At 59.9% G+C, this 17,346-nt stretch carries 19 protein-coding genes; 5 read left to right on the top strand and 14 right to left on the bottom strand.

Annotated features, from left to right (window positions below; translation table 11 throughout):
• The coding region (locus Q7U49_RS07290) for a retention module-containing protein (RefSeq protein ID WP_304763513.1) at positions 1-2,223 on the bottom strand (2,223 nt) is incomplete at its 3' end.
• Between the two features lie 338 nt (positions 2,224-2,561).
• Between Q7U49_RS07290 and Q7U49_RS07285 the strand changes: the two genes are divergently transcribed.
• From Q7U49_RS07285 to Q7U49_RS07275, 3 genes are all read left to right on the top strand, one after another.
• Positions 2,562-2,837: a type II toxin-antitoxin system Phd/YefM family antitoxin gene (locus Q7U49_RS07285; protein ID WP_304763511.1), complete on the top strand. Its 276-nt coding sequence runs from the start codon at positions 2,562-2,564 to the stop codon at positions 2,835-2,837.
• Positions 2,834-3,262, top strand: coding sequence for a putative toxin-antitoxin system toxin component, PIN family (locus tag Q7U49_RS07280; RefSeq protein WP_370653976.1), 429 nt, complete (start codon positions 2,834-2,836; stop codon positions 3,260-3,262). The genes Q7U49_RS07285 and Q7U49_RS07280 overlap by 4 nt, the downstream gene beginning before the upstream one ends.
• 136 nt (positions 3,263-3,398) lie before the next feature.
• Positions 3,399-3,989, top strand: coding sequence for a nucleotidyltransferase domain-containing protein (locus Q7U49_RS07275; RefSeq protein ID WP_304763507.1), 591 nt, complete (start codon positions 3,399-3,401; stop codon positions 3,987-3,989).
• 274 nt (positions 3,990-4,263) lie between these two features.
• On the opposite strand, the gene Q7U49_RS07270 is transcribed toward Q7U49_RS07275, so the two are convergent.
• From Q7U49_RS07270 to Q7U49_RS07210, 13 genes are all read right to left on the bottom strand, one after another.
• The gene (locus Q7U49_RS07270; protein WP_304763505.1) at positions 4,264-4,485 is read right to left on the bottom strand and encodes a hypothetical protein; all 222 of its coding nucleotides are present in this window, start codon (positions 4,483-4,485) and stop codon (positions 4,264-4,266) included.
• Complete coding sequence (locus Q7U49_RS07265; RefSeq protein ID WP_304763504.1) at positions 4,482-5,183, bottom strand: response regulator transcription factor; 702 nt, start codon at positions 5,181-5,183, stop codon at positions 4,482-4,484. Before Q7U49_RS07265 ends, Q7U49_RS07270 begins: the two co-directional genes overlap by 4 nt.
• Positions 5,180-6,598: an HlyD family type I secretion periplasmic adaptor subunit gene (locus Q7U49_RS07260; protein WP_304763503.1), complete on the bottom strand. Its 1,419-nt coding sequence runs from the start codon at positions 6,596-6,598 to the stop codon at positions 5,180-5,182. The genes Q7U49_RS07265 and Q7U49_RS07260 overlap by 4 nt, the downstream gene beginning before the upstream one ends.
• Positions 6,595-8,754, bottom strand: coding sequence for a type I secretion system permease/ATPase (locus tag Q7U49_RS07255; protein ID WP_304763501.1), 2,160 nt, complete (start codon positions 8,752-8,754; stop codon positions 6,595-6,597). The genes Q7U49_RS07260 and Q7U49_RS07255 overlap by 4 nt, the downstream gene beginning before the upstream one ends.
• Positions 8,755-8,901: 147 nt before the next feature.
• Entirely contained in the window at positions 8,902-9,318 is a 417-nt protein-coding gene (locus tag Q7U49_RS07250) for a F0F1 ATP synthase subunit epsilon (protein ID WP_304729035.1), read from the bottom strand.
• A 93-nt stretch (positions 9,319-9,411) separates the two neighbouring features.
• Positions 9,412-10,839, bottom strand: coding sequence for a F0F1 ATP synthase subunit beta (atpD, locus tag Q7U49_RS07245; protein WP_304763500.1), 1,428 nt, complete (start codon positions 10,837-10,839; stop codon positions 9,412-9,414).
• A gap of 44 nt (positions 10,840-10,883) precedes the next feature.
• Positions 10,884-11,780 carry a F0F1 ATP synthase subunit gamma gene (gene atpG / locus Q7U49_RS07240; protein WP_304763499.1) on the bottom strand — a complete coding sequence of 299 codons (897 nt, stop codon included), beginning with the start codon at positions 11,778-11,780 and terminating at the stop codon, positions 10,884-10,886.
• Positions 11,781-11,810: 30 nt separating this feature from the next.
• Positions 11,811-13,364 carry a F0F1 ATP synthase subunit alpha gene (gene atpA, locus Q7U49_RS07235; RefSeq protein ID WP_304763498.1) on the bottom strand — a complete coding sequence of 518 codons (1,554 nt, stop codon included), beginning with the start codon at positions 13,362-13,364 and terminating at the stop codon, positions 11,811-11,813.
• Positions 13,365-13,412: 48 nt separating this feature from the next.
• On the bottom strand, positions 13,413-13,943 hold the full coding sequence (locus Q7U49_RS07230) for a F0F1 ATP synthase subunit delta (RefSeq protein WP_304763497.1): 531 nt from the start codon (positions 13,941-13,943) through the stop codon (positions 13,413-13,415).
• Between the two features lie 9 nt (positions 13,944-13,952).
• Positions 13,953-14,423 carry a F0F1 ATP synthase subunit B gene (locus Q7U49_RS07225; protein ID WP_304763496.1) on the bottom strand — a complete coding sequence of 157 codons (471 nt, stop codon included), beginning with the start codon at positions 14,421-14,423 and terminating at the stop codon, positions 13,953-13,955.
• Between the two features lie 36 nt (positions 14,424-14,459).
• Positions 14,460-14,708, bottom strand: a complete 249-nt coding sequence (atpE, locus tag Q7U49_RS07220; protein WP_180128455.1) for a F0F1 ATP synthase subunit C — start codon at positions 14,706-14,708, stop codon at positions 14,460-14,462.
• Positions 14,709-14,772: 64 nt separating this feature from the next.
• Entirely contained in the window at positions 14,773-15,663 is an 891-nt protein-coding gene (atpB, locus tag Q7U49_RS07215; RefSeq protein ID WP_304763495.1) for a F0F1 ATP synthase subunit A, read from the bottom strand.
• 29 nt (positions 15,664-15,692) lie between these two features.
• Positions 15,693-16,124 (bottom strand): ATP synthase subunit I, encoded by a 432-nt coding sequence (locus Q7U49_RS07210; protein ID WP_304763494.1) that lies wholly within the window; start codon positions 16,122-16,124, stop codon positions 15,693-15,695.
• Between the two features lie 152 nt (positions 16,125-16,276).
• On the opposite strand from Q7U49_RS07210, the gene Q7U49_RS07205 reads away from it, so the two are divergent.
• Positions 16,277-16,582, top strand: coding sequence for a YbeD family protein (locus Q7U49_RS07205; protein ID WP_304763493.1), 306 nt, complete (start codon positions 16,277-16,279; stop codon positions 16,580-16,582).
• Between the two features lie 2 nt (positions 16,583-16,584).
• Positions 16,585-17,310: a lipoyl(octanoyl) transferase LipB gene (gene lipB / locus Q7U49_RS07200; RefSeq protein WP_304763492.1), complete on the top strand. Its 726-nt coding sequence runs from the start codon at positions 16,585-16,587 to the stop codon at positions 17,308-17,310.
• The last annotated feature ends 36 nt before the right edge of the window (positions 17,311-17,346 follow it).

Raw genomic sequence — 17,346 nt, 5'->3', positions numbered from 1 at the left:
GGAAGTGGTGGTCACCACCTTGGTGCCGTCAGCGCTGGCCGTGTCGTTGGTCAGCACGTTGCCCGATGTGGTGCTGCCCTCCACCGAACTGCCCGTGTCAACGACCGCCACCGGACCCGTGTCCGTGATCGTGATCACCAGGTCAGCCGTGGTCTCGGTGCCGTCGCCGTCGGTCAACGTGTAGCTGAAGGTCTCGGTTGGGTCGCCTTGCGAGTTGTCCACCGAGGCCGGGGCCGTGTAGGTGTAGCTGCCGTCAGCGGCCAGCACCAGCGTGCCGCCCAACGAGCCCGTGAAGGTGCCCGCTGTGTAGGTCGCGCCTGCCGAGTCGTTGCCGGCGCTGTCGCCACCGGCGACCGTGCCGTTGAGGATCTTGCCATTTTCTGCCACCGTGTTGGTGTCGTCACCGGCTGTCGGGCCGGTGTCGGTGATGGTAATCACCAGGTTGGCCGTGGTGGCCGTGCCGTCGCCGTCGGTCAGCGTGTAGGTGAAGGTCTCGGTCGGCTGTGTGCCGGTTTGTGGGTTAGTCACCGAGGCCGGGGACGTGTAGGTGTAGCTGCCATTTGCGGCCAACACCAGTGTGCCACCCAGTGAGCCCGTGAAGGTGCCTGCTGTGTAGACCGCGCCTGTTGCGTCGTTGCCGGCACTGTCGCCACCGACGACTGTGCCTTCCAGAGTGTTGCGGCCTTCTGCCACCGTGTTGGTGTCGTCACCTGCCGTCGGGCCGGTGTCGGTGATGGTGATCACCAGGTTGGCCGTGGTGGGCGTGCCGTCGCCGTCAGTCAGCGTGTAGGTGAATGTCTCGGTTGGGTCGCCATTTGAGTTGTCCACCGAGGCCGGGGGCGTGTAGGTGTAGCTGCCGTCAGCGGCCAGCACCAGTGTGCCACCTAGTGAGCCGGTGAAGGTGCCCGCTGTATAGGTTGCACCCACGGCGTCTTTGCCAACGCTGTCGTTACCAGCTACCGACCCGGTCAAAACCCCGCCGTTTTCGGGTGTGGAATTCGTGTCATTACCAGCCGTGGGCGCGCTGTCTGGCGCCAAGGTAACAGTGGCCGTAGCCGTTGACTGGTCACCATCACCGTCGGTGATGGTGTAGGTGAAGCTGTCGGTGCCTTCCTGACCCGGTGTGGGGGTGTAAGTGAAGGTGCCATCACCGTTGTAAACCACAGTGCCTTTGGTGGGCGCACTGGCCAGTGCAACACCAGTGGCCAGGTTCACACCGTCGGCGCCGGCCACGTCATTGGCAAACACGTCGATGATGACGGGGGTGTCTTCGAGTGGCGATGCTGCGTCGGCTCTTGCCTCGGGCACGTCGTCAACAATGTTGAGCGTGATGGTGGCTGTGTTGGACGTGAATTCACCGTCGGTGGTGGTGAACGTGAAGGTTTCTGTCTCAAGCTGGTCAGGCACATCAACCGTGGGGCCTGACAGCTTGTATTCAAAGGTGGCGATCCCGGTTGCCGGGTCAAAGCTGGTGATGGTCAAAACACCGCTCTCGCCAGGCACTTCGGTGCCCACCAGGCTACCCATAGGGATCACCTGGCCATTGATGGTGACAGACACCAGTGAGGCAACGCCTTGGGGGTCTGACACCAAGAACCGGCCCTGAAGAGTTTCACCAAGGCCATCCGCATTGGAGCCGCCAGCGCCGAGTGCTGCCTCGAAAACATCACCTTCAGCATTGTCAGCTACCAGCCCGCCGTTGCCCACCAAAATGGTAGGGGGGGTGTTGGTGAGGATTTCCGGGTTACCTTCCAGGTCAGGCAACGGGTCTTGCGCTGTGTAATCGTATTGGTAAGACAGCGGATCAACGCCTTCGGTAACACGCAGCAGCTGCACAAAGCTGCTGCCGCCGTCGGCACCACCACCGCCACCCAGGCCGGCCGCGGTTGCTTCAAGTTCGGTGCTCAGGTCGGTGCCGCGCTCCAGGGCTTGCAAAATGGTGTCGGCGGTTTCAGCAGGTGCGCCCACGGCGCTGTCTTGCGCGGTGGGGCGTTGGTCTGACTCAGACACGTTTTCATCAAGGCGCAGCACTTGGTTGGGTGCCACGGCCATCAGGCGGCCGTCTTCCATGAGGAGTTCAACACGCACATCGCCCACGGTGCGGATGGTTTCGCCCTTTTGCAGGACGTCCCCGGCCTTGAGCTCGCGGCTGACGCCTTGCTCGTTGACTGCGAAGGCTTTACCAGTGCCGGTGATGGCGGCGACAGAAGCAATTTGGGCCATGATGATCTCCAGTTAAGAAATTGGGTCCGAGCACATGCGCTCAGGGAACATAAATGTACAAGCACGAGAATAGGAGGATCAAAACTGATTGCCTATTGGACTTAAGTACATATTTGAAGTGTTTGGCTGGGGTTTACCCGGGGGGAGCTGCATGGATTGCCGCGCTTTGCTTTCCATGAACACCGAGTTTTGGTTTGTTGTGGGGTCGAATTTATTCGACCATGGCGGACTAAAGTCCGCCCTACAGGGTTCAAGGTCCTTGGTCACCGAAGCAGGGTTTGACGACGAGAACCTAACTCCCTATACTGTACAGCCTAGCTAGTTTAAGGAGTTCTGTCATGATCACCGTAAGTTCTATGGATGCCCAAAACCGTTTTGGGCAATTGCTCGACACCGTGCAGCGCGAGCCGGTGACCATCACCCGGCATGGTCGCACAGCGGCGTTCATTATTTCGCCTCGCGACATGCAAGACCTTCAGAATGCCCGGCACAAGCGCAGTGCCGCGGTGGACGCTTTTGAAGCCTGGAGCCAACAGGCTACAGCCAGTGCGCTACCGGCCGCTGCGCACCTGACCGATGAAGAGGTGGTGGAGATGGTGAAGGCTTTGCGGTGAGCCGCTTGCATCGGGTTGTGTTTGACACCAGCACACTGGTGAGCGCAGCGTTGCGAGTAGGGTCGACACCCCACAAGGCCTTGGCGCTGGCGTTGACGACAGGTGAGGTTTGTGTCTCAGCGTCCACGTTGTCGGAGTTGGAACAGGTGTTGATGCGGCCAAAGTTTGATCGGTATCAAACTGCGGACGTGCGCGAGGCGTTTGTGGCCCTGGTGCGCAAGCATGCTGTATTGGTCCCGGTCGCCATGACAGACGAGGCCACCGTGACCCCACCGTGCCGAGATCCAAAAGACAACCAATTTTTAGCGCTGCTCCTGGCGTGTGAAGCCGAGGTGCTGGTGAGCAGCGACGCGGACTTGCTGGTTTTACACCCGTGGCGGGAGGTGCCAATTGTGACGCCAGGCGACTTCTTGGGTATGTTTTAAGACCGCATGGAATGCCTTGGTACGACCGTGCCTTTCACCAAACCCAGCAGCGAGGTTGTTGTAGGGTCAGCTAGCACCGGACTGGCCGATGCGTCAGTGTTAAGATGTTTTCAATTAAAAAACGTTTGTTTTTATTTTGAAAACACAAAAATCCGTTTCTGACCTGCTTTTCCCGAACCAGTATCGGCGAAAGGTGCTTGGGCTTTTGCTCATGAAGCCGGGCCAATGGATTCATTTGCGAGAACTCGCCAGGATGACCGGCGCCGTTCCCGGCACCCTCAAAAAAGAAGTCGATGCCCTTTGCGATGTCGGCTTGTTGCAAAGCCAGCGCATTGGAAACCAAACCCAGTTCAGCGCCAATACGGCACATCCGGTGTACCCGGAACTGCAGGCGCTGATTAACAAAACTATCGGACTGGCCGATGCGCTCAGAGCGAGTCTGTTACCACTGGCAGACAAGATAAGTGCCGCCTTTGTGTTCGGCTCCATTGCCAGTTCAAATGAAAATGCGAACAGCGACATCGATGTGATGATCATTGGCGAGGTGACTTTTGCTCAAGCGATCCATGCGCTGTACGACGCGCAAAACGCACTGGGTCGCGAAATCAACCCAAAAGTCATGCGCCCCGGCGAATGGTTGGAAAAAAAATCAGGCGGCAACACCTTTGTTCAAGACGTGATGGCCAAACCAAAAATCATGCTGATCGGAGACGCGCTTGGCCTCTGATGCGCTTGAAAATCTGGCACGAATCGGGCAACTTGACAAAGTGCCGTTTTCCAAGTCGTTGATGGACAAGATGCTGGCCACGGCGCAAAGCAGATTGCACGATGCCCAGCGCACCGAAAACAGTGCCGAAAGCCGCGCGGATCGGTGTCACAACGGGGCCGTCACTTGCCAGAAGAGTTTCTGTTGAAGATCGCATGGTTTCATTATCTGTGAGATGAACACATCCCCTTGTGGGGTATGGCAGACTGAAGTCTGCCCCACAAAATACACCAACTTAAACCAGGTCGTTGTCGCTGTCCATGGGCAGCAGTTGCAGGCGGTTATTGAGGCTGGCCCGGGTTTCGCGGCGCTCGAGCAGCTTGGCCTGGGCGGGCTCGGGCAGGTCGGTGAACTGGATGACACCGCGGGTGATGAGCACGTCGATCAAATCCTCCAGCACCCGCACCAGGCTGGTGTCGGTCTGACTCAGGGCGGCGGCTTTGTCGGGCTGGCTCATGACTTGGGCTCCGCCGCTGAGGTGGACGCCGGCTCTGGCGAGGCGGCCAGGCGCAACACCAGTTGCAGGCGGTCACGCACACCGAGTTTTTCAAAGATGGCACCCAGATGGGCCTTGACGGTGCGCTCGGAAATGAACATCTTGTCGGCCACTTCCTTGTTCGACCGGCCAGCCGACACGGCGCGGGCCACCTGCACCTCACGCGCGGACAGCAAGGCCCAGGCGTTGGGGGCGGCACCAGCTGTGGCAACTGCGGGCGACTGGGCTTTGCTCACGGCTTGCTGGGCGGCCAAGGCGGCATTGGTGGAGCCCACCAGGCGCTGCAGCAGGTCGGGGCCGACCCACAGGCCACCGTGTTCAATGACCAACGCCACTTCTTGCAGCAGCGCGGGCACACCATAGGCATGGGTGTAGCCGCGCGCGCCGTCGTTGAGGGCGCGCAGGCCCTCGGCGGGCTCGGGCACGCCCGAGAGCAGCACCGCGCGGGCATCGGGCTTGGCCTGCAGAATCTGGCGCAGGGCCTGCGGCCATTGCGCGTCAGTGGCGCTCAGCCAGATCAGGCTTTGCGCGGCGGGCAAGGCAGGCAGACGCGCCAGCAGGGCCTCAGCGCTGAGCGGCGCGATGTCTGCAAACGCCTCACGCAGGCGCTCAGGCAAGGTCGAGGCCGGACTGGAGAGAAAGAAGTGTTGAGTACTCATCGTTCAGTCATTGCGTTGGATTTGGCTCGCAGCACCGGTTTGAGCAGGTAAGACAACACGGTTTTCTTGCCGGTCATGATGTCCACCTGCGCCACCATGCCAGGGATGATGGGCAGGTTGGGTCCCAAACTGGACTTGGCCGTGCGCACGCGTACATGATAGAACGCGTTGCCTTTTTCATCAAGCACCGAGTCGGCGCCAATCAAAAACACCTCGGCTTCCAGACCGCCGTAAATGGAGAAGTCGTAGGCGCTGAACTTGACCATGGCGGGTTGTCCCGGGCGCAGGAAGCCGATGTCCTTGGGCGTGATTTGCACTTCCAGAATCAACGCGTCGTCGAGCGGCACCACCTCCACCACTTCCTTGCCGGGCTGCACCACGGCGCCGATGGTGTTGACCAGCAGGCGCTTGACGGTGCCGCGCACCGGGGACTTGATGTCGGCCTGCTTGACCTTGTCTTGCAGCGCCACACCGCCCTGTTCCAGGCTGGCGAGTTTGCTCATGGTGTCGGACAACTCGGCGCTCATCTGGTTGCGGCTGGTGAGCTGAACCTCGTTGATCTCGCTGTTGGCTTCCTGAATGGCCGATTGCACCCTTGCAATCTGGGCGGTGGCTTGCTCGCGGTCGCCACGCAGGCGGGCCATTTGTTGGTCCAGCCGCATCATTTCGACCTCGGACACAGCGCCGGTGGCCACCATGGGACGGGTGGCGTTGATCTCCTGGGTCATCAGGGCCATGCTGCGCTCGGCCTGGTCGCGCCGCGCCCGCACTTCGTTGAGCTCCTGCTGGCGTTGCACCAACTGGCTTTGGTAAATGGACGTCTGGGCACTGATTTCGGCCTTGCGTGATTCATACAGGCGGCGCTCCTGCTCCACCACGTCGGGCGCGTCGCGCACCAGTTCCTTGGGCGGGTTGAAGGGCGTGCCGCGCGTGAGCGCCTGCAGCCGCAGCGCTTTGGCCTGCAGCGAGGCCTGGCTGGCCTGGCTCTCCATCAGGGTCGACACAAAGCGGGTGGGGTCGACCCGCAGCAGCAGTTGCCCGGCTTCCACAATCTGCCCCTCTTTCACCAGCAGGGCCTCGACCACACCGCCGTCCACACTCTGGATGATTTGCACCTGGCTGGTAGGCACCACCCTGGCCTCGCCGCGGGTGACTTCATCAATGTGGGCAAAAGCCGCCCAGATCACCAGCAGCACCAGGGCACCGGCGGCCAGGCGCAGCAGGCTGCGCGCACGCAAGGGCTCTTGCTGCAGGCGCGCCCAGTCGGCGTCTCCCGCCCAATCGAGGTTTTCCTTTTCGTCGGTCGGCGTGAGCCGCTTGACCAGGGGGCCAAAGGTGAGGTCGCTGGCCTTGCTGGCCTGCTTGATGACCTCGCCGGTATTGTCAAAGGCTTTTTTATTGAACAAAGCCATCATGCAGCCTTTCCGATACGACCCTGGCGCAGCGCCGTGATCACTTGCTCTTTCGGCCCGTCGGCCATGATGCGGCCACCGTCCATGACGATGATGCGGTCCGCCAGGTCGAGCAAGGACGTGCGGTGGCTGATCAGGATGACCGTTTTGTCTTTGGAGAACTCGGTCAGGCGGCGCTTGATGTCGTCCTCGCTCGAAAAGTCCATCGAAGAGGTGGGTTCATCAAGCAGCATGATGGGAGGGTCATTGATGACGGCGCGGGCAATGGCCACACCCTGACGCTGGCCACCCGACAAAGACTCGCCGCGCTCGCCCACCAGCATGTCGAAGCCCTTGGGGTGCTGGTTCACCAAGCTCAGGATGCCGCCAATTTCCGCCGCCTTGACGATGTCAGCGTCGTCGGCCAGCGGCGCACCGAGCGTGATGTTTTCGCGCAGGCTGCCATAGAACAGCATGACATCCTGCTGCACGTAGCCGATCTGGCGGCGCAGCTCGGCGGGGTCGAGTTGGCGCAGGTCGATGCCGTCCACCAGCACCGCACCCTCGGTGGGCTGGTACAGGCCCAAAATGAGCTTTTCGAGGGTGGTCTTGCCCGAGCCAATGCGCCCCAGAATGGCCACTTTTTCGCCCGGCTTGAGCTTGAACGAGAGGTTGCGCAGCGAGGGCGTGCTTTGGCCCGGGTAGCTGAAACTGACATCGCGAAACTCCACCTCGCCCTTGAGGCGGCCGCGGCTGATGAACGTGGTGTCGGCGGGGCGCTCGACCTCGCGCGCCATCATTTCATTGAGTGACGTGAGTGCGGTGGCCGCGGTGTGGTACTGAACCAACAAGCCCGCCACCTGGCCCACCGGCGCCATGGCGCGCGAGGCCAGCATGGTGCAGGCAATCAGGCCGCCCATGGTGAGCTCGCGCTCGGAAATCAGGTACACACCAATGATGATGATGGTCAGGTTGATGAACTGCTGGACAAAGGCCGAGGTGTTGCTGGCGGTGCTGGACAGCAGCCGCAACTGGGCACCCACACGGGCCAGCAGGGCGGCGCTTTTTTCCCACTTGCGCTGGATCGGCGCCTCGGCGGCGAGGGCCTTGATGGTCTCGAAACCCACCAGGCCTTCGATGAGGGTGGCGTTGCGTTGGGCACCGGCGCGGTAGGTGGTTTCGGCCAGCTCGTGCATGCGGCCCTGCACGATGAGTGCATACAACACCATGACGATGGCGCCAATGATCAGCGGGATCAGCATGTACCAGCTGATCCAGCCGATCACCAGCATGAAGATCAGCGCAAACGGCAGGTCAATGAAGGCCACCACCGTGGCCGAGCCAATGAAGTCGCGCACCGACTCGAAGGCGCGCAAATTTGACGCAAATGAACCCGCCGACACCGGCCGCTGCTCCATGCGCGTGCCCAGTACGCGCTCCATGATGAAGGCCGACAGCTTGACGTCGGCGCGGCTGCTGGCCAGGTCAACGAAACGGCCGCGCATGGTGCGCAACACCAGGTCGCTGATGAGCATGATCATCAGGCCCAGGGCCAGCACCCACAGCGTCTCGAAGGCCTGGTTGGGCACCACGCGGTCGTACACGTTCATAACGAACAAGGGCATGCCCAGCGCAAAGGTATTGGCCAGCAGCGCGGCCAACAGCACGTCGTTGTAGAGCGGGCGGCTTTCGGCAATGACGCCCCAGAACCAGTGCTGGTGCTTGCCGGCGCGCACCTGCGGCGTGCGTGCGTCGTAGCGCTGGGTGGGTCGGGCATAAATGGCAGTGCCGATGTAGCTGGCCTCCAGGGTGACCAGCGGCACGGTGACGGTGGCTTCGTTGAGCTCTGGGTAAATCACCTGGACTTCATCACGCGCTTCGTTGAAACCCAACACCACGCAGGCCTTGCCGTCTTGCAGCAGCGCCACGGCAGGCAGCAAGGCATCGTTGAGCTGGGCCAGGGGCGTTTGCACCAGCTGGCTGCTCAGGTGCGCGCGCAAGGCAGCGCGGGCAAACAAACTGGGGGTAAGACGGGCATGCTCGGCGGGCAGGCCGGCCATCAAGGCATCGCGGGTGGCGGCCTCACCGTGGGTACGCGCCAGAATCTGCAGACAAACCAGCAATTCGTCGACGCCCGTATGCGTGACCACTGGCTGGCCAGAAACTTCCGAATTCGGCATGTGTATTCCCGAGGTTTGATGACTATTATTTTTGTCAGTGTATCAAATACTTACATTTAAATTGACAAATATCAGACAACAAAAAACCCGACGGTTTGACGGTCGGGTTTTTAATGATTCGGCAGTTTCAACTCTGCCCCCCAGGGCTCACTTTTTCTGGCGGTATTTGCGCAGCGCGGCAATTTGTGCCGCCATGACGGCGAGTTCGGACGAGGCGCGGGCCAGGTCGAGGTCGGTCTTGGCGTTCTTGACGGCTTCTTCTGCGGCCAGCTTGGCTTCGTTGGCTTTTTCGTCGTCGAGGTCCTTGCCGCGCACGGCGGTGTCAGACAACACGGTGACGCAGTCGGGCTGCACTTCGAGGATGCCACCGGCCACAAACACGAACTCTTCGCCACCGTCAGCCAACTGGATGCGCACCGAACCCGCCTTGATGCGGGTGATCAGCGGCGTGTGGCGCGGGTAAATACCGAGTTCGCCCGCTTCACCAGGCAAGGCGACAAAACGCGCCTCACCCGAGAAGATGGACTCTTCGGCACTCACCACATCAACGTGAATAGTGTTCATTTTTTTCCTAGTCAGTTGGGGACAGCGCTAAAGATCTGCCCCGCAAGGTCATATCAGTTGGGGACAGAGCTAAAGATCTGTCCCGCAAGGTCATCAGACTTTCTTGGCTTTTTCGAAGGCTTCGTCGATGGTGCCAACCATGTAGAAGGCTTGCTCTGGCAGGTGATCGCACTCGCCGGCCACAATCATCTTGAAGCCGCGGATGGTTTCCGCCAAAGACACGTACTTGCCGGGCGAGCCGGTGAACACTTCAGCCACGTGGAAGGGCTGCGACAGGAAACGCTGGATCTTGCGAGCGCGCGCCACGGTCAGCTTGTCTTCAGGGGCCAGTTCGTCCATGCCCAGGATGGCAATGATGTCGCGCAGCTCTTTGTAGCGCTGCAGCGTACCCTGCACGGCACGGGCGGTTTCGTAGTGGTCCAGGCCAACCACGTTGGGGTCAAGCTGGCGGCTGGTGGAGTCCAGCGGGTCCACGGCGGGGTAAATACCCAGCGACGCGATGTCACGGCTCAGCACCACAGTGGAATCCAGGTGGGCGAAGGTGGTGGCAGGCGACGGGTCGGTCAAGTCGTCGGCAGGCACGTAAACGGCCTGGATCGAGGTGATGGAACCCACTTTGGTGGAGGTGATACGCTCTTGCAGGCGGCCCATTTCTTCGGCCAGGGTGGGCTGGTAACCCACGGCAGAAGGCATACGACCCAGCAAAGCGGACACTTCGGTACCGGCCAGTGTGAAACGGTAGATGTTGTCCACAAAGAACAGCACGTCCTTGCCTTCGTCGCGGAACGACTCGGCAATGGTCAGACCGGTCAGGGCCACGCGCAGACGGTTGCCCGGGGGCTCGTTCATCTGGCCGTAGACCATGGCCACTTTGGATTCTTCGAGCTTTTCGAGGTTCACCACGCCGGAGTCGGCCATCTCGTGGTAGAAGTCATTGCCTTCACGGGTACGCTCACCCACGCCGGCAAACACCGACAAGCCGCTGTGCGCCTTGGCAATGTTGTTGATGAGTTCCATCATGTTCACGGTCTTGCCCACGCCGGCACCACCGAACAGACCGACCTTGCCGCCCTTGGCGAACGGGCACACCAAGTCAATCACCTTGATGCCGGTTTCCAGCAGTTCCTGCGACGGGCTGAGCTCGTCATAGGTGGGGGCCTTGCGGTGGATGGAGGCCATCTTGGTCGATGCCACCGGACCACGCTCGTCGATGGGCGCGCCGAGCACGTCCATGATGCGGCCCAGGGTGGCGGTTCCCACCGGCACCATGATGGAGCTGCCGCTGTTGGACACCATCAGGCCACGGCGCAAACCGTCGCTGGAGCCCAGCGCAATGGTACGGACAATGCCGTCGCCCAGCTGCTGCTGGACTTCCAGGGTAAGGGTGGAGCCTTCGAGCTTGAGCGCGTCGTAAATGCGTGGCATGTGCTCGCGCGGAAACTCCACGTCAACCACAGCGCCAATGCACTGAACAATCTTGCCTTGAACGCCGGCGTTCGTATTTGTGTTTTCCTGAGCCATTTGGTTTTGCTCCAATAAATTTGAATCTTGCTGCTAACTGAGGCTTATCCGCTGATGGCGGCTGCACCGGAGACGATTTCTGACAACTCTTTGGTGATGGCGGCCTGGCGGGTCTTGTTGTAGACCAGCTTGAGTTCGCCAATCACGTTGCCTGCGTTGTCGGTGGCGGCCTTCATGGCAACCATGCGCGCGGCGTGCTCGGAGGCCATGTTCTCGGCCACAGCCTGGAACACCAACGCTTCCACGTAACGCACCAGCAGTTCGTCAATGACGGTCTGCGCATCGGGCTCGTAGATGTAGTCCCAGCCATGCTTGTCGCCGGTGGCGGCTTCGCTGGCACGGGCTTCGGCCTGCATCTGAACGGCCGACAAGGGCAACAGTTGCTCCATCACCACTTCCTGCTTCATCGTGTTGATGAAGCGCGTGTACGACAGGTAGACCGCGTTGACTTCGCCCTTGGCGTAGGCGTCGAGCAGGACTTTGACCGGACCGATGAGGCGGTCCAGGTGCGGACGGTCACCCAGCTGGGTCACGTGTGCCACCACCTTGGCGCCAATGCGGTTCAGAAAACCCAGACCCTTGTTGCCAATGGCGACCGCTTGCGTGGTCATGCCGTCGTTTTGCACGTCACGCAGTTTGTGCGTCACGGCGCGCAACACGTTGGTGTTGAGACCGCCGCACAGACCCTTGTCGGTGGTGACCACAATCATGCCCACCACTTTGGCATCGTTGCGCTTCATGAACGGATGCACGTACTCCGGGTTGGATTGACCCAGGTGTGCCGCAATGTTGCGCACTTTGTCGGAATAAGGCCGGGCAGCGCGCATGCGCTCCTGCGCTTTACGCATTTTGGAGACGGAAATCATCTCCATGGCTTTGGTGATCTTCTTCGTGCTTTCGAAGTTTTTGATCTTGCCGCGTATTTCCTTGCCAGTTGCCATATCAGTCTCCTTGTCTGTTACGAGGTGACCTTAAGCAAACGACTTTTTGAAGTCGGCGATGGCGGTGTTCAACTCGGCCTCAGCGTCCTTGTCCATGGCGCGGTCGGCTTCCAGCTTGGCCAGCAGGGCTGCGTTTTTGTCCTTGAGGTAGCCATGCAGGCCGTGCTCGAAGGCCAGCACCTTGTTGACGTCGATATCGTCGAGGTAACCCTTGTTGACAGCAAACAGCGTGGCACCCATCAGCGAGATCGGCAGCGGGCTGTACTGGGCCTGCTTGAGCAATTCGGTCACGCGGGCACCGCGGTCGAGCTGCTTGCGGGTGGCTTCGTCGAGGTCGGAGGCAAACTGCGCAAAGGCAGCCAGCTCACGGTACTGGGCGAGGTCGGTACGGATACCGCCAGACAGGTTCTTGATGAGCTTGGTCTGGGCGGCACCACCGACGCGGGACACCGAGATACCGGCGTTGATGGCGGGGCGGATACCGGCATTGAACAGGCTGGTCTCCAGGAAGATCTGGCCGTCGGTGATGGAAATCACGTTGGTGGGCACGAATGCCGACACGTCACCCGCCTGGGTTTCAATGATGGGCAAAGCCGTCAAAGAACCGGTCTTGCCTGTGACTGCACCCTTGGTGAAGTCTTCGACGTACTTGGCGTTGACACGCGCGGCGCGCTCCAGCAGACGGCTGTGGAGGTAGAACACGTCGCCGGGGTAGGCTTCGCGGCCTGGCGGGCGACGCAACAGCAAGGACACCTGACGGTAAGCCACGGCCTGCTTGGAGAGGTCGTCATAGACAATGAGCGCGTCTTCGCCGCGGTCGCGGAAGTACTCACCCATGGAGCAGCCCGAGTAGGCAGCGACATATTGCATGGCAGCAGATTCGGAAGCCGTGGCGGCCACCACAATGGTGTACTCCATGGCGCCGGCTTGCTCCAGCGAGCGCACCACGTTTTTCACGCTGGACGCCTTTTGGCCGATCGCAACGTAAACGCAGGTCATGTTCTGACCCTTCTGGTTGATGAGGGCGTCGATGGCCACGGCCGTTTTACCGGTCTGGCGGTCACCAATGATCAATTCGCGCTGACCCCGGCCCACGGGAACCATGGAGTCGATGGACTTGAGACCGGTTTGCATGGGCTGGCTGACCGATTCGCGGGCGATCACGCCGGGAGCGACTTTTTCGATCACGTCGGTCATCTTGGCGTTGATCGGGCCTTTGCCGTCGATGGGCTGACCCAGGGCATTGACCACGCGGCCTTTGAGCTCGGGGCCCACCGGCACTTCCAGAATACGACCGGTGCATTTGACCGTGTCGCCTTCGGAGATGTGCTCATAGGAGCCCAAAATCACGGAACCGACCGAGTCGCGCTCGAGGTTCAGCGCCAGGCCATAGCTGGGCTGGCCGTCGGCGTCAGCCGGGAATTCAAGCATTTCGCCCTGCATCACGTCAGACAGACCGTGGATGCGGCAAATACCGTCGGTGACGGAAACAACTGTGCCCTGGTTGCGGATGTCTGCAGTGGCAGACAAGCCTTCAATACGGCTCTTGATCAGTTCAGAAATTTCTGCGGGATTGAGTTGCATGACTCTTTCCTTCTTTCATTAGTGGGGCCAACGGTCCGAGGCAAAGCCTCAAGCCGTCAAAGCCATTTTCATTTGTTCCAGACGGGCCTTGACAGAGGTGTCAAGAACTTCGTCACCCACGACCACCCTGATGCCACCAATGAGCTCGGGCTGCAACTCAACAGACACATTGAGCTGACGTGCAAAACGCTTTTCCAGCATTTGCGACACCTCGGCCAGCGCGGCTCCCTCAATGGGGAAAGCGCTGAAAATGACGGCGTCGCTGGAGCCGCTCTGGGCGTTCACCAGTGCCCGGAACTGCGCAGCGACTTCGGGCACAAAGGCCAGGCGGTCGTTGGCAATCACGGTGCGGATGAAGTTTTGCGCATGGCTGTCCAGCACAGACTTCATGACACCCGCAATGACCTCGTACACCTGGGCAGGCGTGGCCTTGGGGCTGTCAGCGAACTGCTGCAACTGGGCTTGCTGTGCCACGCAGGCCAGCTCGTCAAGCCATGTCAACACGGCTTTGGAGTCGGCTGCGCTGGCCTTGAACAAGGCCTCAGCGTAAGGACGGGCAATAGTGGCGAGTTCAGCCATGGCGTTCTCTTAAAGCTCGGTCTTCAGACGAGACAACAAATCAGCGTGCACGCCGGCATTGACTTCCTTGCGGAGAATCTGCTCGGCGCCCTTGACGGCCAGGGCCGCGACCTGCTCACGCAGGGATTCGCGTGCCTTGACGGCCTGCTGCTCGGCTTCGGCCTTGGCGGCAGCAACAATTTTGTTGCCTTCGTCAGCGGCTTTGGCTTTTGCCTCTTCGATGATGGTCAGGGCACGACGCTCGGCATCTGCCAGGCGGCTCGCGGTTTCGGTGCGCGACTGGGCCAGTTCGGCTTCAACCCGCTTGTTGGCGGATGAGAGCTCGGCCTTGGCCTTGTCAGCGGCAGCGAGGCCGTCTGCTATTTTTTGTGCGCGCTCGTCCAGTGCGTTTGCAATGGGTGGCCAGATGAATTTCATCGTGAAGACCACCAACAGGAAAAACACCACAAGTTGCGCGAAGAATGTTGCGTTAATACTCACAACAACCCCTTTCTAGTGGATGAAAGGCGAAGAGAATTACTTCAAAACGAACGGATTGGCAAACGCAAACATCATCGCGATACCGACACCAATCAGGAAAGCAGCATCGATCAGACCAGCCAGCAAGAACATTTTGGTTTGCAGTTCGTTCATCAACTCAGGCTGACGAGCGGCGGCTTCGAGGTATTTGCTACCCATGATGCCAATACCGATACAGGCACCGACAGCACCCAGACCAATGATCAAACCAGCGGCCAGCGCCACAAAACCAAGCACGTTTTCCATTTAAAAGCTCCTATGGATTCAAGTTGAAAAGAAAAAAGAAAGAAAGAAACCGACTGACAAACCGTTAATGGTGCTCATGCGCCTGACCCACGTACACCAGGGTCAACATCATGAAAATAAAGGCCTGCAAAGCAACAATCAGGATGTGAAAGATCGCCCAACCCAGCCCCGCCACCAAATGCCCGAACCACAGGGCAATGCCCGTGGCTGAACCAAAACCGACCGCACCCATGAGCGCGATCAACATGAACACCAATTCACCCGCATACATGTTGCCAAACAGCCGCATGCCATGCGACACGGTTTTGGCGGTGAATTCAATCATTTGCATGCCGAAGTTCAGCACACCCAGAATCAGGGCAAACAAGGGGTTCTTGCTGGTGCCAAAAGGCGCGGTGACGAGCTCATGAACCCAACCGCCAGCACCCTTGATCTTGATGTTGTAGTACAGGCAGATCAGCAACACGGACGAGGACATGGCCAGCGTGGTGGACAAGTCGGCCGTGGGCACCACACGCATGTAGGCATGGTGCGGGTCGCCACCGGCAGCACCGTAAATCATTTCCCATGCCAGGGGCAGCAGGTCGACCGGCAGGAAGTCCATGGAGTTGAGCAAGAACACCCAGACAAAGACGGTCAGGGCCAAGGGGCCGACAAATTTGCGCGACTCGGCGTTGTGGATGATGCCCTTGGCCTGGGTGTCGACCATTTCGAGCAAGACTTCGACGGCGGCCTGCATGCGACCGGGCACGCCGGATGTCACGCTTTTGGCGACACGCCACATGACAAACAAACCCAGCACACCCAGCAAGACCGACCAGAAGATCGAGTCAATGTTGAAGACGGAAAAGTCGATCACACTCGTCTGCTTGCTCGTTTGCAAGTGCGTCAGGTGGTGACCAATGTACTCACCTGCGGTGGGACCGTGTTGCACAGCGTTTTCTTCAGCAGCCATCAGTTACTCTTTGATCAGTTACTTTGCCGTTAAGCGTTAATGTTTTGCACTGGTTTGGCCTTGCGTTTGAACGCCAGCGCCAACCAATACACCTTCAGAGTGACGATGAGACCAACCAGCATGGCTGGCCAATTCAAATCCTTCACCAGACGATGGGCCGCAAACAGCAAACCAATCGTCACAAAAATCTTGACCATTTCCCACACAAAGAAGCTCATCACCGCCATGCCCGCATTGGCCCTGGCAAACTGGCTGGTCAGACCGCGCGCAAACAAAGCCGCAGGCAACACCACCGCCAACACACCACAAGCCACCGACTTGGCAACAACTGCCCCGAAAACCAACCAGGCCAGCAGCACCAGCAACACGCCGAGCACCACCTGCCCCAACACCACCCACCAGGGAGAAACCACCGGATTGGCCTGCGCCAGCGCTTGCGCCTGCAAGCGGGTTAATGGCACAAAAACTTCTGGCTCACTGTCGAACCCGGAGTCTCGCGCCTTTGAAGGTGGTATTGTCACCATTTAAATTACGCTTACTTTACAGTTCGTCGAGGTCAGAATAGCCTCGCATTATACGTAGAAACCACCCTTAATTAAGTCAACGCTGCATCATGTCCGATACGCCACCCAGTACGCCAGTCCCCAGCCCGAGCCCAGAGCCGCCATCGCTGATCATCTACCCCTGCGCCTTTCCGATCAAGGTCATGGGCCTCAAGGTTGAGGGTCTGGTGCACGCCATCAGCCACATCGCCCTGCAGTTCGACCCACAGTTCGATGCCGCCACGATCGAGTTGCGCGAAAGCAAGGGCGGCAAGTACATCGGCGTGACCATCACGATCAACGCCACCAGCCGCGAACAACTTGACGAAATCTACCGCACGCTGTCGACCCACCCGATGGTCAAGGTGGTGCTCTAGCCATGCCGATAGAGGTGAAGTTTTTAGGCCGGGTCGACTACGAGCCCACTTACGCGGCCATGCAGACCTTCACCGCGGGCCGGACTGAAGACACGCCCGATGTGGTGTGGGTGTGCGAGCATGCACCGGTGTACACGCAAGGCCTGGCGGGCAAAAAAGAACACATTTTCAACCCCGGCGATATCCCCGTGGTGGCCACCAACCGCGGCGGCCAGGTGACCTACCACGGCCCCGGCCAGGTGGTGGCCTACCCGCTGATGGACCTGAAACGCGCGGGCTACTTCGTCAAAGAATACGTCTACCGCATCGAGGAGGCCGTGATCCGCACGCTGCTGCATTTCGGCGTGACCGGCCACCGGGTGGCGGGCGCGCCAGGCATTTACGTGCGGCTGGACGACCCGGCAGGGCATGCACTGCTGCCGCAACGGCCCGTTAAATTGGGGTCGGATCCGGCCGCGCAGCGGAACGGCTCTGACCCCAATTTAACTGCCCCAAACTTTCACGGCCTCGGCAAGATCGCCGCTTTGGGCATCAAGGTCAGCCGCAACTGCAGCTACCACGGCGTGGCGCTCAACGTGGCCATGGACCTTGAACCCTACTCGCGTATCAACCCCTGCGGCTACGCCGGGCTGCAAACGGTGGACCTTTCTACAATCGGCATCTTTGTCAGTTGGCAAGACGTGGCTGCGGTATTCAGCCAGAAACTTGCCGTGTACCTCGAACCCTGACGCCGTCATTGCGAATGCTGTGACAACCTACAAAGC

The organism is Rhodoferax sp., from assembly GCF_030653815.1.
Classification (GTDB): Bacteria; Pseudomonadota; Gammaproteobacteria; order Burkholderiales; family Burkholderiaceae_C; genus Rhodoferax.
Note: the sequence above shows the minus strand (reverse complement) of the source record. Positions and strands in the feature narration are given on the sequence as shown.